This window comes from Lysinibacillus sp. NPDC056959, from assembly GCF_042674095.1.
Taxonomy (GTDB): Bacteria; Bacillota; Bacilli; order Bacillales_A; family Planococcaceae; genus Lysinibacillus; species Lysinibacillus zambalensis.
The window spans coordinates 171,214-197,036 of record NZ_JBHURE010000001.1; the positions used below are offsets into that span (position 1 = coordinate 171,214).

General features: G+C 37.7%; 21 protein-coding genes. 8 read left to right on the forward strand and 13 right to left on the reverse strand.

Features of this window, described 5'->3' with window-relative positions; genetic code table 11:
• The 10 genes from ACFTQ7_RS00805 to ACFTQ7_RS00850 all read right to left on the reverse strand — a co-directional run bounded on the left by ACFTQ7_RS00805 (position 1) and on the right by ACFTQ7_RS00850 (position 10,289).
• Complete coding sequence (locus ACFTQ7_RS00805) at positions 1-750, reverse strand: Stp1/IreP family PP2C-type Ser/Thr phosphatase (protein WP_386827017.1); 750 nt, start codon at positions 748-750, stop codon at positions 1-3.
• Between the two features lie 6 nt (positions 751-756).
• Entirely contained in the window at positions 757-1,899 is a 1,143-nt protein-coding gene (gene rlmN / locus ACFTQ7_RS00810) for a dual-specificity RNA methyltransferase RlmN (RefSeq protein ID WP_386826832.1), read from the reverse strand.
• A complete protein-coding gene (gene rsmB, locus ACFTQ7_RS00815; RefSeq protein WP_386826833.1) occupies positions 1,899-3,260 on the reverse strand; it encodes a 16S rRNA (cytosine(967)-C(5))-methyltransferase RsmB in 1,362 nt (453 codons plus the stop codon). Before rsmB ends, rlmN begins: the two co-directional genes overlap by 1 nt.
• Entirely contained in the window at positions 3,257-4,198 is a 942-nt protein-coding gene (gene fmt, locus ACFTQ7_RS00820; protein ID WP_386826834.1) for a methionyl-tRNA formyltransferase, read from the reverse strand. Before fmt ends, rsmB begins: the two co-directional genes overlap by 4 nt.
• A 1-nt stretch (position 4,199) precedes the next feature.
• Complete coding sequence (gene def, locus ACFTQ7_RS00825) at positions 4,200-4,694, reverse strand: peptide deformylase (RefSeq protein ID WP_386826835.1); 495 nt, start codon at positions 4,692-4,694, stop codon at positions 4,200-4,202.
• 280 nt (positions 4,695-4,974) lie between these two features.
• On the reverse strand, positions 4,975-7,389 hold the full coding sequence (priA, locus tag ACFTQ7_RS00830) for a primosomal protein N' (protein WP_386826836.1): 2,415 nt from the start codon (positions 7,387-7,389) through the stop codon (positions 4,975-4,977).
• The gene (gene coaBC / locus ACFTQ7_RS00835; protein WP_386826837.1) at positions 7,386-8,396 is read right to left on the reverse strand and encodes a bifunctional phosphopantothenoylcysteine decarboxylase/phosphopantothenate--cysteine ligase CoaBC; all 1,011 of its coding nucleotides are present in this window, start codon (positions 8,394-8,396) and stop codon (positions 7,386-7,388) included. Before coaBC ends, priA begins: the two co-directional genes overlap by 4 nt.
• Before the next feature lie 124 nt (positions 8,397-8,520).
• A complete protein-coding gene (rpoZ, locus tag ACFTQ7_RS00840; RefSeq protein WP_053483349.1) occupies positions 8,521-8,748 on the reverse strand; it encodes a DNA-directed RNA polymerase subunit omega in 228 nt (75 codons plus the stop codon).
• 4 nt (positions 8,749-8,752) lie between these two features.
• Positions 8,753-9,370 carry a guanylate kinase gene (gene gmk / locus ACFTQ7_RS00845; protein WP_349658878.1) on the reverse strand — a complete coding sequence of 206 codons (618 nt, stop codon included), beginning with the start codon at positions 9,368-9,370 and terminating at the stop codon, positions 8,753-8,755.
• Between the two features lie 43 nt (positions 9,371-9,413).
• Entirely contained in the window at positions 9,414-10,289 is an 876-nt protein-coding gene (locus tag ACFTQ7_RS00850; protein WP_386826838.1) for a YicC/YloC family endoribonuclease, read from the reverse strand.
• Positions 10,290-11,250: 961 nt separating this feature from the next.
• On the opposite strand from ACFTQ7_RS00850, the gene ACFTQ7_RS00855 reads away from it, so the two are divergent.
• The 8 genes from ACFTQ7_RS00855 to ACFTQ7_RS00890 all read left to right on the forward strand — a co-directional run bounded on the left by ACFTQ7_RS00855 (position 11,251) and on the right by ACFTQ7_RS00890 (position 21,902).
• On the forward strand, positions 11,251-12,948 hold the full coding sequence (locus tag ACFTQ7_RS00855; protein ID WP_386827018.1) for an Rqc2 family fibronectin-binding protein: 1,698 nt from the start codon (positions 11,251-11,253) through the stop codon (positions 12,946-12,948).
• A 209-nt stretch (positions 12,949-13,157) separates the two neighbouring features.
• Complete coding sequence (locus ACFTQ7_RS00860) at positions 13,158-14,843, forward strand: methyl-accepting chemotaxis protein (protein WP_386826839.1); 1,686 nt, start codon at positions 13,158-13,160, stop codon at positions 14,841-14,843.
• Between the two features lie 1,030 nt (positions 14,844-15,873).
• Complete coding sequence (locus ACFTQ7_RS00865) at positions 15,874-17,523, forward strand: peptide ABC transporter substrate-binding protein (protein WP_386826840.1); 1,650 nt, start codon at positions 15,874-15,876, stop codon at positions 17,521-17,523.
• Positions 17,524-17,654: 131 nt separating this feature from the next.
• Complete coding sequence (locus ACFTQ7_RS00870) at positions 17,655-18,584, forward strand: ABC transporter permease (protein WP_386826841.1); 930 nt, start codon at positions 17,655-17,657, stop codon at positions 18,582-18,584.
• On the forward strand, positions 18,584-19,504 hold the full coding sequence (locus ACFTQ7_RS00875) for an ABC transporter permease (RefSeq protein ID WP_386826842.1): 921 nt from the start codon (positions 18,584-18,586) through the stop codon (positions 19,502-19,504). Before ACFTQ7_RS00870 ends, ACFTQ7_RS00875 begins: the two co-directional genes overlap by 1 nt.
• A gap of 14 nt (positions 19,505-19,518) precedes the next feature.
• A complete protein-coding gene (locus tag ACFTQ7_RS00880) occupies positions 19,519-20,574 on the forward strand; it encodes an ABC transporter ATP-binding protein (protein WP_386826843.1) in 1,056 nt (351 codons plus the stop codon).
• Positions 20,567-21,493, forward strand: a complete 927-nt coding sequence (locus tag ACFTQ7_RS00885) for an ABC transporter ATP-binding protein (protein ID WP_386826844.1) — start codon at positions 20,567-20,569, stop codon at positions 21,491-21,493. The genes ACFTQ7_RS00880 and ACFTQ7_RS00885 overlap by 8 nt, the downstream gene beginning before the upstream one ends.
• Before the next feature lie 277 nt (positions 21,494-21,770).
• Positions 21,771-21,902: a hypothetical protein gene (locus tag ACFTQ7_RS00890; protein WP_386826845.1), complete on the forward strand. Its 132-nt coding sequence runs from the start codon at positions 21,771-21,773 to the stop codon at positions 21,900-21,902.
• Between the two features lie 195 nt (positions 21,903-22,097).
• On the opposite strand, the gene ACFTQ7_RS00895 is transcribed toward ACFTQ7_RS00890, so the two are convergent.
• From ACFTQ7_RS00895 to opp4B, 3 genes are read right to left on the reverse strand one after another with little or no spacing between them, the layout of a single operon-like run.
• Positions 22,098-23,906, reverse strand: a complete 1,809-nt coding sequence (locus ACFTQ7_RS00895; RefSeq protein ID WP_386826846.1) for an oligopeptide ABC transporter substrate-binding protein — start codon at positions 23,904-23,906, stop codon at positions 22,098-22,100.
• Positions 23,907-23,921: 15 nt separating this feature from the next.
• Positions 23,922-24,824: an ABC transporter permease gene (locus tag ACFTQ7_RS00900; RefSeq protein WP_386826847.1), complete on the reverse strand. Its 903-nt coding sequence runs from the start codon at positions 24,822-24,824 to the stop codon at positions 23,922-23,924.
• A gap of 35 nt (positions 24,825-24,859) precedes the next feature.
• Positions 24,860-25,822: an oligopeptide ABC transporter permease gene (gene opp4B / locus ACFTQ7_RS00905; protein ID WP_349658890.1), complete on the reverse strand. Its 963-nt coding sequence runs from the start codon at positions 25,820-25,822 to the stop codon at positions 24,860-24,862.
• Position 25,823: the final 1 nt, after the last annotated feature.

The following is a 25,823-nucleotide window of genomic DNA, read 5'->3' on the forward strand; positions in this document are numbered from 1 at the left end:
TTACACCTCCTCATCTTGCCTTGTGAGCAGCACGAGGGAGATGTTGTCTTCTCCCCCGCTTGCATTTGCTAATTCTACAAGTTTTCGTCCTTTTTCTTCTACTGAATCTGGATACGTAATAATTGATGCCATTTCATACACTGTAAGTTTATTGCTTAAACCGTCAGAGCAAATGAGTAAATACGATTCTGATGCTAAATCAACTTCATAAAAGTCTGGCTCAATCGTTTCTTCTGTACCAACTGCCTTTAAAATGAAATTTTTCTTCGGATGCGTCAACGCTTCCTCTTCACTAATTTCACCATTTTCAACCAGAACATTTACATAGGAGTGATCTCTTGTTATTTGTTGTGCACCATCCTCAAAGAAATAATACACACGACTATCACCAACATGTGCGATAAAGCAATGATTTTTTTCAATTAACACTGCAATAAACGTCGTGCCCATTCCTTTACAGTCTTCATGTGATAAAGAATAGTCATATATACTTTTATTCAATTGCTTGACTGCTTGTAATAACCACTCTTTTTTTGATGTTGTTGACGCAAAATGATGTGCCTCTGCCTGTAAAAAAACGGTTTCCATCTGTTTCATCGCCATATCACTCGCTACATCGCCAGCATTATGACCACCCATGCCGTCCGCTACAAGTGCTAGTGCAAACCCGTCTTGGCGATTAAAAAATCCCGCACGGTCTTCATTAATTGCCCGTTTTAACCCAATATCACTTTCGACTGTGTATTCCAACACTGGTCACCTCGTCTCTTCAGATCTCTCTTGCGCACGTAATTGACCACACGCTGCTGCAATATCAGCACCTTGCTCTCGGCGGATCGTTACGTTAATACCATTCTTCTTTAATGTTTTTTCAAAGGCAAAAATTTGACTTCGAGATGTACGAACATAATCACGTTCTGGTACATAGTTTACAGGAATTAAGTTCACGTGGCATTTAATTCCTTTTATTAAAGCAGATAATTCTTCTGCAATTTCAACTGAATCATTTTCACCAGACATTAAACCATACTCAAAAGTAACACGTCTGCCCGTTTTTTTAGTATAGTATTGAACGGCTTCCATTAATTCATCTAACTTATAAGCACGTGCAATTGGCATAAGTTTTTGACGATCCTCTTGGTTTGGTGCGTGTAAGGAAACTGCAAAGTTGATTTGTAGCTGTTCATCAGCAAATTGATAAATTTTTGGAACTATTCCTGATGTTGATACAGTGATGTGACGAGCACCAATGTTTAACCCTTTTTCATGATTGATGACTTTTAAGAAGTTCATCATCGCATCATAATTATCGAAAGGTTCTCCAATACCCATAATGACGATATGTGATACACGTTCGCCCACTTCATCTAAAGTCTGCTGTACTTTTACAACTTGCTCCACGATTTCCCCTGCTAATAAGTGTCGTTTTAAACCACCTAAAGTTGAGGCACAAAACGTACAGCCAATTCGGCAGCCTACTTGTGTCGTCACACAAACAGAGTTGCCATATTCATGACGCATTAATACAGTTTCAATAGAATAGCCGTCTTGTAATTGGAATAAAAACTTGATCGTACCATCTTTAGATTCCTGTTTAATAATTGTTGATAATGTCGTTAATGAAAAACTTGCTTCTAGCTTTTCACGTAATCCCTTTGAAAGGTTAGACATTTCTTCAAATGTTTTTACTCGTTTATTATAAAGCCAATCAAAAATTTGCGCCGCACGGAACGGCTTTTCACCATTTTCCTTTAACCATTCTTCTAGTTGTTTCGGCTGTAATGAGTATACCGATTCCTTTAAATTTGTTTTTTCTTTTTTTGCGTGTCGAACAGGCTTGTCTTCCGCTTCGTCAACTAAGTCGTTTATACGCTCATTAAATTTCTCTTGATCCACCATTAGTTGGATTCTCCTTTTTTACGAAAGGCGGCAACGAAGAAACCGTCACTGCCGAAGTCTTGTGGAAAGACTTGAAGCATGCCATTTGCTTGCTTTTCCGCTAATTTTGTTGGTAAAGATTCTAGTTGTATAGCTTCCATTTCTGGATGCGTTGATAAAAAGGCCTCTACAGTACCTTCATTCTCTCTTTTATCTACTGTACATGTACTGTACACAAGCTTGCCATCTATTTTCAATACTTTTGTTGCAGCATCTAATAGCGCTAATTGTATTTTTTGAAGGTTTTCTAAATCTTCTTCACGTTTTGTATATTTAATATCTGGCTTGCGGCGCATAACACCTAAACCACTACAAGGGGCATCGACTAAAATAGCGTCGTATGATTCTAGTTGTAGAAAATCCGGTGCCTTACGTCCGTCAATAGGAGCAGTCTCTACTATATCAATCCCTAGACGATCCGTATTATGGTCGATTAAATCTAATTTATGAGGGTGAAGGTCGGTCGCTAAAATCGAACCTTCATTCTTCATAATCTCAGCTATATGTGTAGTTTTTCCACCTGGTGCTGCACACATATCTAAAACGCGCATGCCAGGAGATGGATTTAACACATTTGCTGGAATCATGGAGCTTTCATCCTGAATAGTAATAAGCCCTTCTTGGAAAGCCTTTGTTCTAGCTGGCTGACCATTTGTTACATGTAAGCATTCAGGCATTAGATCGCTTCTTTTCGCTGTTAAACCTTCCGCTTCTATACTGGCAATCGCTTGATCGACGCTTGCTTTCGTCGTATTTACACGTACAGTTTGCACTGGAGGTATATTATTTTCATGTAACATTTGAGCCGCTACTTCAATACCATAGTTATCGACAAAACGTTGTACTAACCACTCCGGATGACTCGTTTCAATAGCAAGGCGCTCAATCGGATCTTTAATGTCATCAGTAGAAGCTACACCTTGACGTAAAATAGATCGTAAAATACCATTGACCATTGAAGCTATCCCTTGGTGACCTCGACGCTTAGCAATTTCTACAGCCTCATTCACCGCAGCATGAGGTGGTATACGTGTTAAATAATGCATTTGATATAAAGATAAACGTAAAAGCCAGCGCACCCAATGATCTACTGAACCACGAATAAATGGCTCTAAATAGTAATCAAGTGTCATTTTATATTGGAGAGTGCCATACGTAATTTCTGTTAAAAGAGCACGATCCTTCGCTTCAATTTTATGTCGCTTAATCGTTTCATTTAAAAGCAAATTACTATAGGCTTGATTTTTATCTACTGCTAACAGAATAGAAAGTGCGGCGTCACGCACATTTCCATCCCAAATTACTACACTTTTTTTACTCATTTAAATTGGTCCCCAATCTGTAATTTAGAACCTGTACCACGTAAATAATCCTCTGCTGTCATGCGTTTTTTACCAGCTGGTTGTACATCATACAGGGCAAGTGTTGTACCATTTCCTGAAGCAACTTCAAAATGATCCTTTGAAATCGCAACGACTGTCCCAGGAACAGTATCATGCTTTGAGTTACCAACCTGCGCCCACCAAATTTTAAAGTTGCCATCTTCAAATGTTGTATAGGCAACTGGCCACGGATGAAGACCACGCACTTGATTGTATAAAGTAGTAGCATCCTTTGTCCAATCGATACGTTCTTGTTCACGTGAAATATTGCTTGCAAAGGTTACTTGTGCTTCATCTTGCACGGAACGATTATTTGTTCCATTTATAATAGAAGGAAGTGTCTCTTTTAATAAATCGCTGCCCACAGCACTCAGCTTATCAAATAGTCTACCCGTATAATCATCCTTTTCAATTAGGATAGCCTTTTGGGAAATGATATCACCAGCATCTAGCTTTTGCGCCATATACATAATCGTTACACCTGTTTCTTTTTCACCATCAATAACCGCTTGGTGAATAGGTGCCCCACCACGATACTTCGGTAAAAGTGACGCATGGACATTAATACATCCAAGCGGTGGTGCATCTAGCAATTCTTTTGGCAAAATTTGTCCAAAAGCAGCTGTTACGACTAGGTCAGGCTGTAAATCAATAATTTGCTGTAATTCTTCAGAACCACGTAGTTTTTCAGGCTGAATAACAGGTAAACCTAACTCCATCGCTGCTACCTTAACAGGTTGTGGTGTTAGCACACGCTTACGCCCAACTGGACGATCTGGTTGTGTAACTACAGCTTTAATATCATAACCTTCATGATGTAGCATACGCAAAATTGGCACGGAGAAATCAGGTGTTCCCATAAAAATTATCGAAGTCATATTATTCCTCCTCTTCAGCGTACATTGCTTCAAGCTCTTCTTCAGTTAAAATGCGTTTGATTTTCGAATCAAATAGCACGCCATCTAAATGGTCGATTTCATGCAAAATTGCACGTGCATCAAAACCTCCCGCTTCTAGCTCATATACACGCCCTTCACGGTCACATGCTTCAATCTTCACATAATCAGGACGTTCAACCTCACCGTATAATCCTGGGAAGCTTAAGCACCCTTCAATATCTACTTCAGCTCCATCCGTTTTAATAACAGTTGGATTAATCATTTCTAAAACATCTCGTTCTTCGCCTAACTCGACAATTGCAACACGTAATCCTACATTTATTTGAGGCGCTGCAATACCAACGCCATCGTATTCAACCATTGTGTCATATAAATCATCTAGTAATGTAATAATTTCTTCATTGATTTCTGTTACTTCCGCGCATGGTGTTGATAATACCTTTGCTGGATGTTCTACAACTTTTTTAATTGCCATGTTATGTTCCTCTTTTCTATATTTAAGGCATATACCTTGTCTAATTGTAACGCTACATCATAATGAGGGGTTGATTTCCGTTCCGGCTGGGCGCTTTGTTGCTGACGCTTCGCTTTCGCACAGAGCAGAGCTTCCTGAGGGCGTTCGATGAGCCGCTTCGCTGCAGGCCATCATCTGTGATGCTGATCCCCAAGGAGTCGCCCAACCCACATTACAATCAACCTATCCGCATGACATACGTTTCAACAAAATGTCATGTCTAATCTGGTGATGAATCATTTTATATAGTTGACGGATCTAAATCTACCGTCATTAAAATACCCTGTTTAATCCATTCCGCGCGATACATGGCAAGAAGCCGCTGTAATACTGGAATGAGATTTGGTTCAATTTTATATTTTATCAAACATTGATAGCGATATCTATTTTGGAGACGGCTGATACTAGCAGCTGTTGGACCTATAATGGCAACTCGTTCTGATAAATTTCCCTTTAGCCAATCTGCCGCACGTCCAGCATACTCTGCAGCCATCATGACATCTTCATGAGATATTTGAACAAGTGCTACATAATAATACGGTGGATAGCTAGAGCGACGGCGTAAAAACATTTCACGTTCGTAAAATGGTTCGTAATCTTGAATTTTTGCCAACTCAATTGCATAATGCTCTGGTGTATACGATTGAATAATAACCTCACCATGCTTATCATGACGTCCCGCTCTACCACTAACCTGCGTTAATAGCTGGAATGTACGCTCCGCTGCACGGTAATCGGGTAGATGCAGAGATGTATCAGCACTAAGTACACCAACAAGCGTAATATTAGGAAAATCAAGACCTTTAGCAATCATTTGCGTACCTAGCAAAATATCTGCCTGTCCTTCCCCAAATGCCTGCAAAATTTCTTCATGAGCACCTTTTTGCTTTGTTGTATCAACATCCATTCGGAGAACCCTCGCCTCAGGAAACAGCTTATAAATTTCTTCCTCGACTTTTTGTGTTCCCGTACCAAAATAACGTATATGCTCACTCTGGCATTGTGGACATATTTGAGGAACACGCTCGTCATAACCGCAATAATGACATTTTAATTTCTCTGTTGTCCGATGATATGTTAACGAGATGTCACAGTTTGGGCATTGTACAACCGTTCCACAATCACGACAAAGCACAAAGGAAGAATAGCCACGACGATTTAAAAACATGACCATCTGTTCATTTTTCTCTAGTCTTACACGTATTGCATCAACAAGCTGCTCGGAAAACATGGAACGATTTCCTTTTTGAAGCTCCTCTCGCATATCCGCAATAAAAACTGTCGGTAATGCTTGATGCAAAGCACGTTGTTTTAATGATAGCAAACCATACACGCCCTTCTTTGCTCTCGCAAATGATTCCAGCGCAGGCGTTGCACTGCCTAATATAACAGGACATTTGTAAAATTCACTTCGCCATATTGCCACATCTCTAGCGTGATAACGTGGTGAATCTTCTTGCTTATATGTTGATTCATGCTCTTCATCTAAAATAATAAGACCTAAATTTGTAAAAGGTGCGAAAATTGCCGAACGAGCTCCAACAACAACGCTTACCTTACCTTGTTGAATTTTACGCCATTCATCATACTTTTCACCGACAGATAAGCCACTATGCATGACAGCAACCATCTCACCAAAACGACTACGAAAACGCTCTGTCATTTGTGGTGTTAATGATATTTCAGGTACTAGCATAATGGCTTCCTTACCTTCATCTAACACCTTTTGAATTGCTTGCAAATAGATCTCCGTTTTACCACTCCCGGTAACGCCGTGTAGTAAAAAAGTTTTTGCTGTCTGTTCTTCCATCGTTCCAGTAATAGCCTTTAATGCTATGTGCTGCTCTTCCGTCAATTGTAAAGATTGAGTACGAGAAACCTCCTTCGTAAAGGGATCTCGATACACCTCTTCTTGTATAAAGTGAGCAGCTCCTTTTTCGATAACTGACTGTAATACCGTGGAAGATGCACCTGTTTCCTCATAGATTTTCTGCGGCAAAAGAACCTCCCCAAGGTGTTTGCCCATCCATTCAATCAGTTGGCGCTGTTTGGCTGCTCTCGCTGCACCTTCCATAGCCTTGTCGATATCTTGCTGATGATCTGTAATTTTGACCATACGTATTTCTTTTACATTCCCTTGTTGTTTCACAACATTTTCAATTTTTACGATTTTATCAGTTATAAGCTGCTTTAATAAAGGAAGTAATTCAGCACGTTCGAATTCTTTGAAATTAACCTGTTGTCGCTTGCCAAAAATAGCATTAACCTCATCAGGTAAAACATCTTTTTCCGTTTGTAGTGTGATGATTTTTTCATACTTCGCTCGAAGCGCTGACGGAAGCATAACCTGTAAGGCATCAATTTCATAGCAAATCGTTTCGTTTTTCAGCCATTTAGCCATTAACAGCATTTCTTCGGTTAATACAGGCTCAATATCTAAAATTTGTGCAATAGACTTTATTTTGTTAGATGGTACATCTGTTTCATTTTTTAATCCGACGACAAAGCCGAGAACATTTCTTGGCCCAAACGGTACTTTTACACGACAGCCCATTTCTATAACATGTGCCCATTCTGTAGGAACTTCATAGTCAAATGGACGATCTACATGGTAAGTCGAAACATCCACTATAACCTCTGCAATCAAAAAACTCATTGCATCTCACCCTGTAATATATATGTCCAAAATGCTTGGGCAAATTGCTTGGCATCTGTCGCATCCCACATTTGGCCATTTACTTCTGCCGTGTCACTAAAATCAATCCACTTGTCTGACATAATTGTTACTATTGGTTCACCAATAACCTTTTGTCCAAAAGTTATTGCGGTCATTCCTTCTACGGATAATATCGGTGCCTCTTCAGTTGTAGGCGTATTTGCTGCATGGATAAAAAATGCGGATGGATATTGTTTTTTATAATCCTCAAGCTGTTCAACAAGCTCATACACGCTTGTTGCTTTCTCATCTAGCAGGATTACATTTGCTCCAAGTGTTTGTGCCTCTTTAGCTATCGCCTGTCCAATTCTACTATTCGACTGCGTGCTAATGACATGACGCTCATCTAATGGTACATAAAACGCTCCAGCTGTGACCACTACTGTTTTACTAGCTAATGACTTTACCTTCTCTGAAAAAAATTCTTGAACGATTGCTGTTATTTTTTCAGGTTCTTCTAAACGGCCTTTACCAACATAGCCACATGCCAAAAATCCTTCTGAAGGTTCAATAAATTGATAGCCATCAGATTGTAACTGAGCCAAATTTCGCTTTACGGCTGGATGGTCATACATATGTACATTCATCGCTGGTGCAAGCCATACAGGAGCAGTTGCTGCAAGCAAGGTCGTCGTTACCATATCGTCCGCAATTCCATTCGCCAGCTTCCCAATAACATTTGCGGTAGCTGGTGCAACTAAAATTAAATCTGCCCAATCTGCCAAATCAATATGGGCAATAACACTCGAATCCTTTTCATCAAAAGTATCGAAAAAAACATCATTTTTTGACATAACTTGAAAGCTCAATGGATTCACGAATTGTCTTGCTGATGCTGTCATGATGACCTTTACATGTGCCCCAGCCTGAGATAGCTTACTAACTAGAGCGACAGCCTTATAAACCGCTATACCACCTGAAACACAAAGTAAAATATTTTTATTCATGCACAATCGTCCTTTCAAATGATAAGCTCCCAAAGGAAAATTCCTCGGGAGCTCTCGGCATTCTGTATAATCAAAAATCCACTGCAGACGTTAACATTTTCGCAAAAACTTATTTACATCAATGTTAGATTTCGTCTTCGTACACAGTTGACTCATCCTGTGATACCTTCGTAAGTACACCTGCCGCTACTTCTTCAAGTGCTTTTCCTACGTACTTATGAGAAACATACTTGTGTAAACGCTCAGTGTCTTGTTCCTCTTGCATTTGACGAGCACGTTTAGATGCTAAACTTACTAACGAGTATTTTGAATCGATTTCTTTTTTTAATGTATCTACTGATGGGTATAACATAGATTTATTCTCCTCTCAACATTGACAAATATCTTTTTTCTACACGTTCTCTACGACAATGCTCGGCTTTAATAATCGCATTTATACGATCACAAGCATTTGTCACTTCATCATTTTCAACTACGTAATCATAAAGGCTCATCATTTCAAGCTCTTCACTTGCAGTTGCTATACGTTTTGCAATAACCTCTGCTGTTTCCGTCCCTCGACCAACTAAACGGTCCTTTAATTCCGTTAAGCTTGGTGGGGCTAAGAAAATAAATAATGCATCTGGAGCCTTTTGGCGGATTTGTGCAGCACCTTGCACTTCGATTTCTAAAAACACATCACGCCCTGCATCCAGTGTTTCATTTACGTAGGCTAACGGTGTTCCGTAATAATTCCCTACAAATTCAGCATGCTCCAATAAGCCACCCTGTTCAATCAACGTTTCAAATTCTTCACGCGTCTTGAAAAAATAGTCTACACCATCTACTTCACCTTCGCGAGGATTTCGTGTTGTCATCGAGATGGAATACTCATAATTCGTATTCGGCTGAGAAAATAATTCTTTTCGCACTGTCCCTTTACCTACACCAGATGGGCCAGACAGAACAATTAATAATCCACGTTCTTTTATCATTTATTCTCTATATCTCCCTTAATTTATAACAGATACATGCAAGCTATTCGATATTTTGAACTTGCTCGCGCATCTTTTCTAAAATTGTTTTCGCCTGAACTACCGCGATGGCCGCCTCTGTTGATTGATTTTTTGAACCAATCGTATTGATCTCGCGGTGTATTTCCTGCATTAAAAAGTCTAATTTACGGCCAACCGAAATCGTTTCTTGTAATGTTTCTTCTAGTTGATTAAAGTGACTATCTAATCGGTCCAATTCTTCAGTGATATCCACACGTTCTGCAAATATCGCTACTTCGGCAAGTAGGCGATCTTCTAACAAAGCTCCATTCGCCACTTCAGTAACTCGTTCCAATAATCGGGTACGATATTTTTCTACAGCTAGGGAAGCACAAGAACGAATCTGATTCACTTGTTCTTTTAACTGTTCTTTATATTGTACAACAACACCATGCAATTCTTGCCCTTCACGCTCACGCATTTGAATGAGCTGTTCCAGTGCTTGCATAATAGCCTTTTCAACAGCACTAAGTAAATCCTCAGGTGTAAGCTGTGGCTTTTCCTGTACAAGCGCTTGTTCAAGCGATAGTAGCTCTTGCATCGTCCATTTTTCTTCTAGTGGTACTTTATTTGCTAATTGCTCTTTTGCCTTACGATACGCTTCAATTAATGACCAATTAATTTCAATAGATTGCTCGACGTTATCTAAGTCCTTAACATAAACCATCACATCAATTTTCCCACGTGACAAAGCTTTCGAAATTAATTTCTTTGCAAAAATTTCTGCTTCAAGCCATTCTTTCGGGAATTTCGCATTAATTTCTAAAAATCGATGGTTGACCGAGCGCATTTCTACTGTTAATTGAAAGTCTTTTGTTGTTGTGACACCTCTGCCAAAACCAGTCATACTACGCACCAAGGTTCGTCACACCCTTCTTTGCATACTGGGATTATTATAACATAAGCTCTGTCATTTATGACGTAAAAAAATAGATCAATTTCGCCCTGGCGTAATTGTTGCTGTCGCTTCGCTTTCGCACAGATAAACAATGCGTCCGGATTTTGAATTGCGCCTAGGCCTGCACGAGGGCCGACACGATGTCGGTCATTTCAGTAAGGCCACAGGATGTGGCGTTTTTACAGATGCAGGTCAGTTAGCCGTTTTCGCAGGATGTGAAGATTTTAGGCTAACATCCTTTATTCATTCCTTTCAAAATCCATGACATCCGCCGGAGGCTCTATCTTCATTCAGCAGATGTTTTTTGTAGCGAAAGCGCAGTGGCAGCTACAAGATGTTTGGACATCCACTGAAAAGGGACCACATCCGCATTCATCTCACCGCCTTCAGAGGCGAGAGTTTTCTGCTGAATGAAGATAGAGCAAAAGCTAATTCTACCACAATTGAAGCTATATTTTAATATTCACCTAAAAAATGCTATGATAAACATAAGAAAAAACTCATCACCAAAAGATAGAGATGACATTTGATCAATTATGCCTCGGCATAATTTTACGTGTGCATGCATATAAGTTGATTGGAGTGGAGGCTGTGCGTCCAACAATAGAGGAACGAGGGCTAAAAAACATCACGTCCTGTGATAACGCCTTCGTGACTACATCGTGTTGGACCACTACCCCGGGAAGCTTTGCTCTGTGCGAAAACGTAGCGACAGCAAATGGTTTATCTGTGCGAAAGCGTAGCGACAGCAAATGGTTTATCTGTGCGAAAGCGTAGCGGCAGCAACAACAAAGCGCCTAGCCGTAACGGAAATCTGCACCTTCTATGTAATTTGCAATAGAAATGGTTAATCAATACACCTGTTAAAATATAAAATACGAAAGTACCAAGGATGCTTATATCGTTGGAAAGAGGAATTCATATGGCATTTGATGGCTTATTTACTTATTCAATGACAGCCGACCTACAACAATTAGTAACGGGTCGGATTACTAAAATACATCAACCAAACGCTCAGGAGGTTGTTCTACATATTCGTGCGAACGGAAGCAATCATAAATTACTTTTTTCGATTCATTCTTCATATGCACGTGTTCACCTTACTGAGCATTCGATTGAAAATCCAGCAGAACCCCCAATGTTTTGTATGCTGTTGAGAAAGCATATAGAGGGTGGTTTTATTTCTTCTATTAAACAGCACGATTTTGATCGTATTATAATAGTAGAAATCGAAAGTAAAAATGAAATTGGCGACCCGATTGTAAGGGAGTTACATGCTGAAATTATGGGCCGTCACAGTAACCTATTATTAATAGATAAAGAGCAGGGAAAAATAGTCGATAGCTTAAAGCATTTACCACCATCCGTAAATAGCTTCCGTACAGTATTACCTGGTCAGCCTTATATCGCACCACCCGCACAAAATAAATGGCACCCTTTAGCAGTAACCGACGAACAAATTACACTATTTTTCTCAGAACCAAAAACGGCTAAGGAAATTGTTTCGCAATTTACTGGTTTCTCACCTATACATGCTGAGGAATTATTATTCAGATTTACAGACACAGATGATCGTTTAAATTGCTTTAAAAATTTTATAGCCTCCTTTACTAATGGTGGGGCAAAGCCAATGTATGTAATCGCTAATAATAAAACTTACTTCTCCCCAATCGCTCTAACGCATTTACAAGGAGATGTAACGATTTATCCAAATGTCCATGAGCTTCTTGACCGCGTATTCTTTGCTCGAGCTGAGCGTGATCGTGTCAAACAGCAGGCTGGTGATTTGGAACGATGGCTGCAAAATGAAATTGACAAACTTATATTAAAAACTAAAAAGTTAAATAAAGACTACGAACGCGCATCTAAGCTAGATCAGTTCCAATTATATGGGGAGTTACTGATGGCGAATATTTACGCGTTTGAAAAAGGTGTAAAGGAAGTAACTGTCACTAACTATTATAGTGAAACTGGAGATGAGAAAATCACCATTCCAGTAAGTGAACGTAAAACACCTATTGAAAATGCTCAAAGCTATTACACAAAATATACAAAAGCAAAGAATGCCCTTATTATGGTGCAAGAACAGTTGGAAAAAACGAAGGAAGAAATAGCTTATTTTGAAATGCTTGCTCAGCAAGTACAACAAGCTGCTCCTGGAGATATAGAAGAAATTCGCGAAGAATTAGCAGAACAAGGTTATTTGAAATTACGTCATGCAAGAAAAAAGAAAAAACAAACGAAACCAGAGCCTGAACGTTATGTCTCTTCTACAGGTGTAGCGATTTCCGTTGGGAAAAATAACAAACAAAATGACATGCTTACATTTAAAATGGCTAAACGTACAGATACCTGGTTGCATACGAAGGATATTCCTGGTTCACATGTTGTCATCCATACAAGTGAACCTGACGAAACAACATTACGAGAAGCTGCAACGCTTGCTGCCTATTTTTCAAAAGCAAGAGACTCTTCTTCTGTTCCAGTAGATTACACAGAAATACGTCAAGTAAAAAAACCAAATGGTGCTAAACCTGGTTTTGTTATTTACTTTGAACAAAAAACTTTATACATCGATCCAGATGAAACTGTCATTTTACAATTAAAAAAACAGTCTTAAAGCGTTGGAATACGATACGAGTTGTATCGTGTTCCTTTTTTATGGTGATAACCACGTAATCTGTACTATACATCTATTGATTATAGTAACGCTAAAAAAACTTATGATTATTCCGAACTGTTTATTTCAAGCGTTATTGACTTCTTCCTTTCTAAATTGCTAAATTTAAGTAAAAAAAGTAAATAGCATTTCAGAAAGGACGTATCTTTATGTCTGTAGGCAAAAAATTAAGCTTTGGTTTTTTAACCATCATTCTGACCTTAATTATTTCATTGGTCATTATGTTTATTCAATTCTCAAATATTGATAAGAAGGTAGAAAATGCACTAGAAAATCGTGTAGCTCTAGTAGAATTAGCTCATAATATTCAAACTGCGCGAGCAATGCAAGGCCTTTACATACGGGCAATACTCATCGAAGACACAGCAGCTAATAAAGATAACTTTACAAAGTATGCTAAAATGCTAGATTCGCATGTACTTGAGATCATGGAAAAATCTGATTCATCCGAAATGGATACTTATGCAAAAGATTTAAATACATATAATGAAGCTTTTGACAAAGCAGCTGAAGAAGCACTAGCACTTCATGATGGCGGAAAATTAGAAGAAGCGATACAAAAAGTTAATGGCGATGTCCAACAAGCAAATACAGATTTGTTAGCAGTATCAGAGAAAATTTTAAGTTATCAAAAAAATCAACTTGATATTATCACGAAAGAATCTACAGAAGCAGTATCAAATTCACAAATAATCTCAATCGTTGCTATCATCATTGGTGTAATACTTGGAATATCCTTAATGTTTTACGTACAGCGTACAATTTCACGACCTTTAAAATCCTTGGTTCTCGCTGCCAATAATATTGCGAATGGTGAATTATATCATCAAGATATTTCCCATCAATCTAAAGATGAAATTGGACAACTATCTACAGCTTTTAACGTTATGAAAAGTAGCCTACGAGGTTTATTAACACATATTCAAGGTAATGCGGAACATTTATCAGCTTCTGCGGAAGAACTATCCGCCTCTATCGAAGAGATTTCTGCTTCTGCTGATGAAATTACTGTACGAATTAACAGGACGGCAAATACGGCATCTACTGCTACAATTGCTGCCAATGAGAGTGCACATGCTATGGATGAAACAGCCGTAGGTGTACAGCGAATAGCAGAGGCTACTCAACAACTCCACCAAAGCGCAGTGACAACAACTGAATTAGCGAATAACGGTACTAGTACAGTTGATGAGGCTCAACAACAGATGAACGTAATTTATGATTCTACCCAAATGATTAACAATCTCGTTCAAAAATTAAGTAAGCAATCAGAAGAAATAGGCAATATTACTACAGTCATTACAGCCATCACAGATCAAACGAATTTATTAGCGTTAAATGCTGCAATCGAAGCTGCACGTGCAGGTGAACATGGAAAAGGCTTCGCTGTCGTAGCTGACGAAGTTCGTAAGCTAGCAGAAGAATCAAAGCAATCAGCCAATCAAATTGTTACTTTAACACAAGAAATCCAAGAAGATACCCAAAATGTAGAAAAAGCTGTCGAAGATGGGCTACAATCTGTTACAGATGGTGTAAAAATCATTGGGGATGCTGGCAACTCTTTTGAAGCAATCGTAAAAGCGATTAATATGATGACAAATCAAATAGAAGACATTTCGGCTACTTCTGAAGAAATCTCTGCAAGCGCTGAGCAAGTAGCTGCCTCTGTTTCAGAAATTGCTCATGGTGCTTCTTCAAGTGCTGCTAATACACAGATCATAGCCGAAGCTAGTGAAGAACAAGCAGCAACTATGCAACAAATAAATCACGTTGCTACAGATTTAAGTGAAAAATCCTCAGACTTACAAACCCAAATTAACCAATTTAAGCTTTAATCATGCAAGCAGAGAATTCTTTTTTCTCTGCTTGTTTTTGTCCCAGTCCGCATTTCTGCTCAAAAACGCGAGTGCAACGAGATGACACTGATAGTGACTAATATCGTTTAACACTTTGGTTACCCACTACTTACTTAAGAAATCCGCCATCTATAACTATTGATTCAAATTACTTTGCTGTTTATTTTTAGGAAAACCTCCATTTAGCAATTAAAATATGGTAGAATTAACCACATATATAGACAAATTAATTTTCCACTTACGTAATTTTTAGTAACTATATGAAGAAGCTTTCCTCCTAAGCAAGACAAATGGACTTCTCCATAAAACAACAGCATAAAAGTAATGATAATTATGTATTTTTTTCATTTAGTATAAACTCAACCCTACACACATAAAATTGATTCCATGCAACGTTTTTTTATACAATATTGAATATTCCAGTAATGTATAAATTATTTCAAAAAAACATATTTTCATTAACTAACGTACATTTATTCTTTAAGAGTCGCACATTTTGTCATACATATACTCTACCTCTTCTTTGTTCTCTCTTATATTGGATATTCTTAAAAAAATACAAAACAAGTTTCTTATATATCATTAATAGATAAAAATATTCATCCTTCGAGATTATAATTTGCAAAAAAACACCTCCTCAAGAATCGAAATTACTCGATTTTGCGATAATTTTCTACAAAGCGACACCAACCACCCATATTATCGATATATGACTTTTGACTCATTTTTACTATAACAATAATATTATCTAAACAATATGAATTTTCGATATAGTAAGTCATTTCTGTATTTTTGTTCTTTTTTTGATATTTCGAACGAATTAATATCAAATTATTGTCATGAAAGCGCTTTTATCCTTTAATGTGATGAATAGAAAAAATTTATTATCTTCTTAAATGTCAGATAATACTATATAAATTTGAATCTTTTTTATTTTGTACACAATGATTTTTTGGTATATTAAATAAGAGCTTCACAAAAGGCTTAAAATTGTATAAGGGGGATTCACATGGTTAAAAACAAAAAGTTTTTATTATTAACTGTCCTTGCAGTATTCTCACTGGTATTAGCTGCATGTGGCTTCGGTGGTGAAAAGTCTGATAATTCTTCATCTTCAGACGGTAACAAAGATTCTGGATCAAAAGCTAAAGAGCTTAATCTAGCAATCTCTTCAGAACCACCTTCTCTACACCCAGGACTTGCTTCAGATACTGAATCTAGTTCAATCTTAACTAACATTTTTGAAGGTCTAGTTGTTGTAGACCAAGAAGGTACTCCTACTCCAGCTATGGCTGAGAAATGGGAGATAAGTGATGATAAGAAGACTTATACTTTCAAATTACGTGATGCAAAATGGTCAAATGGCGATGCAGTTGTAGCAGGTGATTTCGAATATGCTTGGAAATGGGCATTAAATCCAGAAAACCTTTCACAGTATGCTTCTATTTTCTTCCCAATTAAAGGGGCTCAAGCATACAACGAAGGAGCCGGTTCTGCTGACGCTGTCGGTATCAAAGCTGAAGATGACAAAACTTTAGTCGTAACTTTAGAAAACCCAACTCCTTATTTCCTAGAATTAACAGGATTCAAAACTTATTTACCAATTAACCCAAAAGCGACTGAAGCCAACAAAGAATGGTACGCAGAAGCTGGTGACGGTTACGTAACAAATGGTCCATATAAATTAAGCGATTGGAAACATAGTGATTCTATCGTTCTTACAAAAAATGAAGATTATTGGGATGCATCTAATGTTGATGTCGATACTGTAAACATTGCTATGATTGAAAAAGAATCAGTTGTTGCTACTAACTTTAAATCTGGCTCTCTTGACTATATCGGTAAACCATTCTCAACAGTAGACCTTAATGCAATTGATGAATTCAAAAAAGATGGTTCTTTAAAAATCAAGGACGAAGCAAGTATTTATTGGTATAAATTCAATACAAAAGATAAAATCATGTCTAATGCCAATATCCGTAAAGCTCTTACTCTAGCAATCGATCGTCAAACATTAATTGACAACGTAACTAAAGGTGAGCAAAAACCGGCTCTAGGTATGGTTCCAATGTTAGTTCCTGGATTTGAAAAAGACCGTGGTTTCTATAAAGATAATGATGTTGATGGAGCAAAAGCTGCTCTTGAAGCTGGGATGAAAGAACTTGGTATCAAAGACCCTAAAGATATTAAAGTTAACATTTCATTTAACACTTCTGAAGGGCATGCAGCAATCGCTCAATATGTTCAAGAAGAGTGGAGTAAAAAACTTGGTATTTCATCTCAATTAGATAACTCAGAATGGCAAGTTTATTTAGAAAAATTAAAAACTGGTGACTATCAGATTGGTCGTATGGGTTGGGTAGCTGACTATATCGACGCATATACATTCCTTGAAATGTTCGATACTGCTAAAAACGGTAACAACCAAACAGGCTGGGAAAATGCTCAATACAAAGATTTATTGAAAAAATCAATTGCTGAAGTAGACGAAGCTAAACGTCTTGATTATTTAAAACAAGCAGAAGCAATTGGTATGACAGAATTCCCAGTTGCACCTATTTACTATTACACTCACTTATCTGTAGTTAATAAAAAAGTAGAAAACTTAAATCCAAATCCAACTGGTGACATACACATTAAAGACGTAAAGATTAAATAATTTATTACAAATTTCTTTTTAAGCTCTAAGCGGAGAGCTGCCTCGTAGCCACTACGGCGCGAGTCAGCTCTTTTTAAAATACGAAGGCACTTATTTGTCAGACAATTGACAAATAGAAGGAGGAGTTTTATGTGATTAATTATATTTTGAAAAGGCTGATGTATATACTTCTCGCGCTTTTCGTCATCGTAACGGCAACGTTTTTCCTATTGCGTCTTGCTCCTGGTAACCCATTTGCATCTGAACGTAATTTCCCTCCTCAAATAGAGGAAAAGTTAAACGAAACGTATGGATTAAATAACCCTTGGTATATTCAGTACAAAGATTATTTAATCGATGCGGCCACTTTTAATTTCGGTGAATCTATGAAATATAAAGCGCGTTCTACTAATGATATGATTGCAGAAGGCTTCCCTGTTTCTTTAACGTTAGGAATTGAAGCAATGCTGCTAGCGATTGGGTTTGGTGTATTAATCGGTGTTATTGCTGCGCTTTATCATAATAGGTGGCCAGATTATTTGGCAACGACCATTGCGGTGCTCGGAATTTCCGTTCCATCCTTTATATTAGCTGGACTCATGCAGTATTTCATTGCATATAAACTTCAGTTATTCCCGATTAGTGGATGGAAAGGCTTTAGTTATAGTATATTACCAGCCTTAGCTATTGCATTTACCCATATGGGCTTTATAGCTAAACTGACACGTTCAAGTATGCTTGAACAAAACAATAGTGATTATGTGAAAATGGCTCGTGCGAAAGGTTTAGGCAAATGGACAGTCGTCTTCCGCCATACTTTACGTAACGCCCTTTTACCAGTCGTTACTTATTTAGGTCCATTAACAGCTGGTGTTGTTACAGGAAGCTTCATTGTAGAGCAAATTTTTGCGGTTCCTGGTTTAGGTAAACACTTTGTTCAAAGTATTACGAATCGTGACTATACAGTAGTTATGGGAACAACGGTGTTCTTCGCAATCATTCTTTTATTTGCGGTATTCATCGTAGATATTTTATATAGCGTAATTGATCCGCGAATTAGACTGAAAGGAGCGAAAAAGTAATGACACAGCAACAAATCGAAAAAGATAAATTTAAAATCGTTGGTGGCAACCATGAAGCAACTGAAAAATTAGCTGATAAATCTGTCTCCTTTTGGAAGGAAGTATTTATTCGTTTTTCCCATAATAAAATGGCGATTTTCGGTTTAATCGCTTTATTAGGTATTATTTTAATGGCTACCTTTGTGCCAATGTTTTCACAATACCACTATAGTGAGCAATTAGGTTCTTATAATACTCCACCATCGGCAGAATTTTGGTTTGGTACAGATGATTTAGGCCGAGACATTTTCGTTCGAGTATGGGCTGGCGCTCGTATTTCTTTATTCATCGGTTTTGCTGCGGCCATTATTGATTTGATCATTGGCGTTTTATGGGGAAGTATTTCTGGCTTAGCAGGCGGTCGTGTTGACAATATAATGATGCGTATTGCCGATGTTTTAACAGCTGTTCCTTACCTTTTAGTTGTAATCGTACTTTTAGTAGTATTAAAACCAGGTATTATACCAATGATTATCGCATTATCCATTACAGGTTGGATTAATATGGCCCGTATTGTACGTGGTGAAGTATTATCAATTAAAAATCAAGAATATGTTTTGGCTGCACGTACTTTAGGTGCACGTACAGGACATTTAATTTTAAAACACTTAGTGCCAAATGCACTTGGAGCGATTTTAGTAACAATGACATTAACAGTGCCATCTGCTATTTTCACAGAATCTTTCCTTAGTTATCTAGGACTTGGGGTCCCTGCTCCACAAGCCTCTTGGGGAACAATGGCTTCTGAAGGTAATGGTGCAATTGCAAACGCTCCTTGGCGTTTAATATTCCCTGCATTATTCATTTCACTAACAATCTTTGCGTTTAACGCAGTTGGTGATGGCTTACGTGATGCATTAGATCCAAAACTACGTAAATAAGGAGGTGGCCGAAAATGAGTAAACCAATTTTAGAAGTAAAAGATTTAAAAATAAACTTTAAAACGTACGCAGGACTTGTTCATGCTGTTCGTGGTGTAAACTTTGACTTAAAAGAAGGTGAAACACTAGCAATCGTTGGTGAATCCGGTTCTGGTAAGAGTGTTACGAGTAACGCATTGATGAAACTAATTCCACAGCCACCTGGTATTTATGAGTCAGGACAAATTTTATTTAACGGTCGTGATTTAGTTCCTTTAAGTGATAAAGAAATGTCAAAAGTACGCGGAAATGAAATTGCAATGATTTTCCAAGATCCAATGACAAGCTTAAACCCGACGATGAAGGTCGGACGTCAAATAACTGAAGTTATTTTACAACATAAAAAAGTATCAAGAGCTGATGCTAAAAAACGTGCAATCGAACTTTTAACGCAGGTAGGTATCCCCTTCCCTGAAAAACGTTATACCCAATATCCGCATGAATTTTCAGGCGGTATGCGCCAACGTGTTGTAATTGCCATCGCACTTGCAGCTGATCCAAAGCTTCTAATTGCCGATGAACCAACAACAGCATTAGACGTTACAATTCAAGCGCAAATTTTAGAGCTAATGAAAGAAATCCAAAAAAATTCGAAAACATCTATCATTTTCATTACTCACGATTTAGGTGTAGTTGCAAACATTGCCGACCGAGTTGCAGTTATGTATGCAGGTCAAATCGTCGAATATGGTACTGTTAATGATATTTTCTATAATCCTAAGCATCCGTATACATGGGGTCTGCTTGGTTCAATGCCAGACTTAGATAACGATAATGATGAGCTACTACGCACGATTCCTGGTTCACCACCAGATCTTACTAACCCTCCAAAGGGCGATGCGTTTGCCGCTCGTAACGAATTTGCAATGGCTATTGACTATGAGCAAGAACCACCGATGTTCCAAGTAAGTGAAACGCACTTTGCAAAAACTTGGTTGATGCATCCTGACGCACCAAAAATCCCGCTTCCTGATGCGGTTGCTAAACGTATTGAAGGATATTTAGCAAAGGAGGCACAATCAAATGACTAAATCGAGCACAAAAAAAATTCTTGAAATTAAAAATTTAAAGCAGCATTTCGGTTCAGCAGGTAACCCTATTAAAGCTGTCGATGGTATTAGCTTCGATGTATATGAAGGTGAGACACTTGGTCTTGTTGGAGAATCCGGCTGTGGTAAATCGACAACTGGTCGTTCCATTATACGCCTGTACGACATTACAGATGGTGAAATTATTTTCGATGGTGAGAACGTCCAAGGGAAAAAATCTAAAAATGATTTAAAGAAATTTAATCGTGAAATGCAAATGATTTTCCAAGATCCATACGCTTCATTAAATCCGCGTATGACAGCTGGAGAAATTATTAGTGAAGGCTTTACGATTCACGGTCTTTACAAAGATAAAAAAGAGCGTCGTGAAAAAGTTAATCAGCTGTTAGAGGCTGTTGGCTTAAACAAAGAGCACGCAAACCGTTATGCACACGAATTCTCTGGCGGCCAACGTCAACGTATTGGAATTGCTCGTGCGCTCAGCTTAGATCCAAAGTTTATTATCGCCGATGAACCGATATCAGCACTTGACGTATCTATTCAAGCGCAAGTTGTTAACTTATTAAAGCAACTACAAAAAGAACGTGGTCTAACATATCTTTTCATTGCCCATGACTTATCGATGGTTAAGTATATCAGCGACCGTATCGCTGTTATGTACCGCGGTAAAATTATGGAAATCGGTAAAGCAGATGATATTTACACTCACCCTGTTCATCCGTATACAAAATCATTATTATCAGCAATTCCACTTCCTGACCCAATGTCAGAAAAACGCCGTCAACGTATTCCGTACAAGCATACGGAAGTTGACAATAGCGCATCTTACCATGAAGTAGGCGAGCAGCATTACGTTTATGGTACTGCCGATCTTGTGAAAACTTGGGTTGCTAGTCGATAATAACCTTAACTCCTATCAACAGTTAGCACACTGTGATGGGAGTTTTTTTGTTGCTTCAATATCCTATCAATACTAGTATGTTATAAATCCTTTAGCTTACTATAAAGCTTGGACATATACCTTCTAAATCTATTATGAAATTCATTGTTCTTTTCAGCCATCTACCACACTTATAATTCAGAAATATTCCAATTTACATATATTTTAGCAAAAAACAGTCCAAAATTACTATTAATATACTATAATGTAGTTACCAAACACAAAGGAGAGATTGAACATGAAAAAGAGTATTAAACTTTTCATTTCTACTTTATGTCTTACGGTATTTTTAATTAGTGTTAGTACAGTATCTGCTTCTGCATTCCCAGGTCCATGCCATGGTCCAAAGCCATGTGTTATACGTCCATAAATTCACTTCTTCCATCTTTGTAATTCGAAACTTGTAACTTATAGATACGTATATGTTATGTGTTCACTTTTAATTTCATCCATTGGAATTTTCCAACGGGTGTTTTTTAAATTATTTTACTAAAATGATAACTATTCAGTTATGAAAAACAGTCTTTCTCAGATACAAAGAAAGACTGTTTTTTCAGTAATATGCTTATTTTAATGGAGCATCTGCTGTTAATTCAATAGTTTGAAGTTCTGTTGAATTTGCGTAATCAATATTGTAATTTTTCACGCGTTTGTTGATTGGAACCATCTGCGTACGGAAGTACATTGGCATTGTCGTTGCTGTTTCGCTCATATATTCTTGCCATGTACGGAATGCTTTTGCACGGTGTTCCGGATCCATTGATTTCTCAGAATCAATGTCTTCTAACATTTTTGTTAAATCAGCAGAAACGTAACGACTCATGTTAAACTCTGCCCCCTCACTATATAAACCTGCCGGAGATGGGTTCGTACCTGTTTTCCATGCAGCCATAAACATATCGATTTCTGGATCATCAGCCTGTACTTTATCATAGAAGCTGTTGAATTCAATTAAACGACCAGTAGTTAATTCTACATTTAACCCTACTTCTTTCCAGTTTTGACGATAGTATTCAGCAATCGCTTCATCTGTGTCTGAACCAGACATTGCTGCTAAACGAATCGTGAATTTTTTCCCATCTTTACCTTCTCGGATTCCGTCACCATCTGTATCTTTATACCCTGCTTTATCTAGTAATTCTTTAGCCTTTTCAGGATCATAGTGATAGCCTTCTAACGTGTCATCATAGTAAGATGCAAACACTGGTGGAATTAATGAGTTTGCTCGTACACGTAGACCTTGATAGAATTTTTCTGTAACAGATTCAATATCCATAGCGTAGCCAACCGCTTGACGTAAGTTTACATCATTCATTTTTGACTTCGCATCAAAAATATTCTTACCACTTGCTTTATCTAATTTCCCTACTTTAAACCCGAGATAAGAGTATGACAACTCTGGACGGCTTACAATCGCAATATTTGATAGGTCCTTTATATTGTCAAATTGATTTGTTGGGTAATGATCTGCAATATCATATTTACCAGTTTTCATAGCTTCACCAATTGAACTTGAAGGAACGACTTCGATCACCACTTTATCTAACTTTGGCTTACCTTTAAAGTAATGTTCATTCGCTACAAGCTGAACGGACTCTCCATTTACAATTTTATCAATTTTAAATGCGCCAAGAGTTACAGGATTTTTACGAACTGCATCTGAAGCAATTAGGGCATCTTTAACAGGAATTGACTCTAGCTGATGCTTCGGTGCTGCATAACCCCATAACCCATCCCCAACTGAATAAATAGCTGGTGATACTTTCTTGAACGTAATTTCAATTGATTTTTCGTCGATTTTTTTAATACCCGAAATTGACTTTGCTTTTCCATCATGATATTCTTCTGCACCAATAATATTTTTGAAGTCGTCATTATAACGTACTCCATCGTAATCAGGATGACCAATAATTTCGTATGGGAAAATTAAGTCTTCAGCTGTCAAAGGTTTACCATCAGACCACTTTACGTCGCCTTGAATAGTAATCTTCGCCTTCTTATTGTCCTTATCAACTTCTAATTTTGCAATACCTGTATCTTTTACTCGGAAATCCCCATCCAATTCAAAAATTTCATTTTTTGCATAATCCAAGATTGAACTATCGTAAGCATCATCAGATAACTCTGGAATGAAAACTCCTTTAAAAGGAGTGTCCGTTACAAGCGCCACTTTTAACGTACCACCTTTAATAGGGTCACCTTCATTTGTTACTTCCATTGGAAATGAAGCTGTATCTTCTTTATTAGGTTCTGTTTGTGTCGGTTTGTCTTTGCCATTATCCGTTTTAGTTGCCTCTTTACCATCGTTATTGCAGGCTGCTAAAACAAACATCACTGTAAAGATAACAGATAGTAATAACCAATTTTTTTTCATAGTATATCCTCCCCTTTATCCAATTCTTTGTTTTGCGTCAGCTGCACGACGAAGTGCTTGACCGACGTAATTTATACCAAGCATCAAGATTAGAATTAATATTGATGCGGGCAACCATACCCACCATTTTTCTGATAAAACGATTGGATTTCTCGCATAGTTTACAAGAGTACCCAAACTCGGAGTCGATGGCGGCAAACCAAACCCTAAGAAGGACAATCCTGTTTCGATCCCGACGTTACCAGCAAAGTTCAACGTTAATTCAACGATTAAAATAGAACTTAAATTTGGTAAAATACCTTTAAACATAATAGCGAAATCACTTGTCCCCATTGTTTTAGAAGCATTTACATAATCTCTTCGCCCCTCCGATAGTGCTTTACTTCGGACTAAACGTGCGGTACTCATCCATTGAAATAAACTTATGATTAAAATCAATTCAAAAACACCATATTTCGGAATTATGGTAACAAAAACAATGATGACCATCAGATTAGGTAATGTCATAAAGAATTCAGTGATTCGCATAAACAAATTATCAATAAATCCACCGTAATACCCCATGATAATACCCAGACCTATTCCTGCGACACTAGTAATGATCGTAATTGCAAATGCTATTAAAATAGAATTTTTTGCACCTATTACTAGCTGCCCTAGCATATCACGACCTGCTTCATCTGTTCCTAGTGTATAACCATTTACACCAGGTTCAGTGTAGCGCTCTAACAGTTTAATCTTTAAAATTTCTTCTTGATTTAAAAACATGGCAGCGACTAAAAATGCAATGATTAGAAAAGTTATCCCGAAAAAGGATATCATTGCTAATTTATCTTTTTTAAACTCTCGTAAAACGACTTGTATCCCCGTCGGTGGAGAGTTATCAAACTTGACTGTTTCATTATTGTGTTGTTCCATTTGAATTCACCTCTCCTTAAACATTATTTTAGTCGTTAGTCTATGCGGATACGTGGATCAACAATGCTCATAATAATATCAGACAATAGACTACCTAATAATGTTAAGAAGCCATAAAGCATAACTAGTGCCGTAATAACACTATAATCTCGACTCATGATTGAATTGATAAACAACTGACCCATTCCTGGGAAACCAAAAATTGTTTCAATGAAAATAGAGCCACCTAATAAACCTGTAATTGTAAACCCTAAAAAGGCTGCGATTGGTAGTAAGGAATTACGGAAAATATGTCTAGTGTAGACTTTTCGCATTGGGATACCTTTGCTTCGAGCCGTTTTCACATAATCCTGTGTTTTTGCATCTATTATTTCTGAGCGTAAATATTGAATAATGGCTGTTGTACCCAAAATAGCATACGTAATAGCAGGTAAAAGTATATGATAGATTTTACTCCAATAATAAGCCATTGTACCCGGTTCAAGTCCCACATCCACAGTTCCGCTAGTCGGGAACCACATGAGTCTATATCCGAAAATAAATACGAAAATGAGCGATAATACGAATGTTGGTATTGCATAACTTATAAAACTATATAGGGTGATAGATTTATCTAAAAATGATTCTTGGTAGCGACCTGCCAACACCCCTAATGGAATCGCAATCAAATATACAAAAATTGCACTTAGTAATGAAAGCCAGAATGTATTTAATCCGCGCTCACCAATAAGTGTGGAAACTGCAATTTTATATGTATAGCTTTTTCCGAAATCACCTTGAAAAGCGTTTGCGATCCAGTGGTAATATTGAACATACCAAGGGTCATAGAAACCTGCTTGTTGACGAAGCTCCTCAAGCCTTGAAGGGTCTGTCTCTGGTGTAATAAGCCCCGTAAATGGATCTCCTGGCATTTGTTTTGCCAATATGAAGATAAAAAGACTTAATACAAACATCTGAGGAATCATCAATAACGCACGTCTAACAATTGTTTTCCACATC

What these genes read in the sequence shown, in the direction of transcription:
- rlmN (WP_386826832.1), bottom strand. Translation starts at nt 1,899, where the DNA reads ATGGTGGATCAAGAGAAATTTAATGAGCGTATAAACGACTTAGTTGAC.
- rsmB (WP_386826833.1), bottom strand. Translation starts at nt 3,260, where the DNA reads ATGAGTAAAAAAAGTGTAGTAATTTGGGATGGAAATGTGCGTGACGCC.
- fmt (WP_386826834.1), bottom strand. Translation starts at nt 4,198, where the DNA reads ATGACTTCGATAATTTTTATGGGAACACCTGATTTCTCCGTGCCAATT.
- def (WP_386826835.1), bottom strand. Translation starts at nt 4,694, where the DNA reads ATGGCAATTAAAAAAGTTGTAGAACATCCAGCAAAGGTATTATCAACA.
- priA (WP_386826836.1), bottom strand. Translation starts at nt 7,389, where the DNA reads ATGAGTTTTTTGATTGCAGAGGTTATAGTGGATGTTTCGACTTACCAT.
- coaBC (WP_386826837.1), bottom strand. Translation starts at nt 8,396, where the DNA reads ATGAATAAAAATATTTTACTTTGTGTTTCAGGTGGTATAGCGGTTTAT.
- rpoZ (WP_053483349.1), bottom strand. Translation starts at nt 8,748, where the DNA reads ATGTTATACCCATCAGTAGATACATTAAAAAAAGAAATCGATTCAAAA.
- gmk (WP_349658878.1), bottom strand. Translation starts at nt 9,370, where the DNA reads ATGATAAAAGAACGTGGATTATTAATTGTTCTGTCTGGCCCATCTGGT.
- ACFTQ7_RS00855 (WP_386827018.1), top strand. Translation starts at nt 11,251, where the DNA reads ATGGCATTTGATGGCTTATTTACTTATTCAATGACAGCCGACCTACAA.
- ACFTQ7_RS00860 (WP_386826839.1), top strand. Translation starts at nt 13,158, where the DNA reads ATGTCTGTAGGCAAAAAATTAAGCTTTGGTTTTTTAACCATCATTCTG.
- ACFTQ7_RS00865 (WP_386826840.1), top strand. Translation starts at nt 15,874, where the DNA reads ATGGTTAAAAACAAAAAGTTTTTATTATTAACTGTCCTTGCAGTATTC.
- ACFTQ7_RS00875 (WP_386826842.1), top strand. Translation starts at nt 18,584, where the DNA reads ATGACACAGCAACAAATCGAAAAAGATAAATTTAAAATCGTTGGTGGC.
- ACFTQ7_RS00880 (WP_386826843.1), top strand. Translation starts at nt 19,519, where the DNA reads ATGAGTAAACCAATTTTAGAAGTAAAAGATTTAAAAATAAACTTTAAA.
- ACFTQ7_RS00885 (WP_386826844.1), top strand. Translation starts at nt 20,567, where the DNA reads ATGACTAAATCGAGCACAAAAAAAATTCTTGAAATTAAAAATTTAAAG.
- ACFTQ7_RS00890 (WP_386826845.1), top strand. Translation starts at nt 21,771, where the DNA reads ATGAAAAAGAGTATTAAACTTTTCATTTCTACTTTATGTCTTACGGTA.
- ACFTQ7_RS00895 (WP_386826846.1), bottom strand. Translation starts at nt 23,906, where the DNA reads ATGAAAAAAAATTGGTTATTACTATCTGTTATCTTTACAGTGATGTTT.
- ACFTQ7_RS00900 (WP_386826847.1), bottom strand. Translation starts at nt 24,824, where the DNA reads ATGGAACAACACAATAATGAAACAGTCAAGTTTGATAACTCTCCACCG.
- opp4B (WP_349658890.1), bottom strand. Translation starts at nt 25,822, where the DNA reads ATGTGGAAAACAATTGTTAGACGTGCGTTATTGATGATTCCTCAGATG.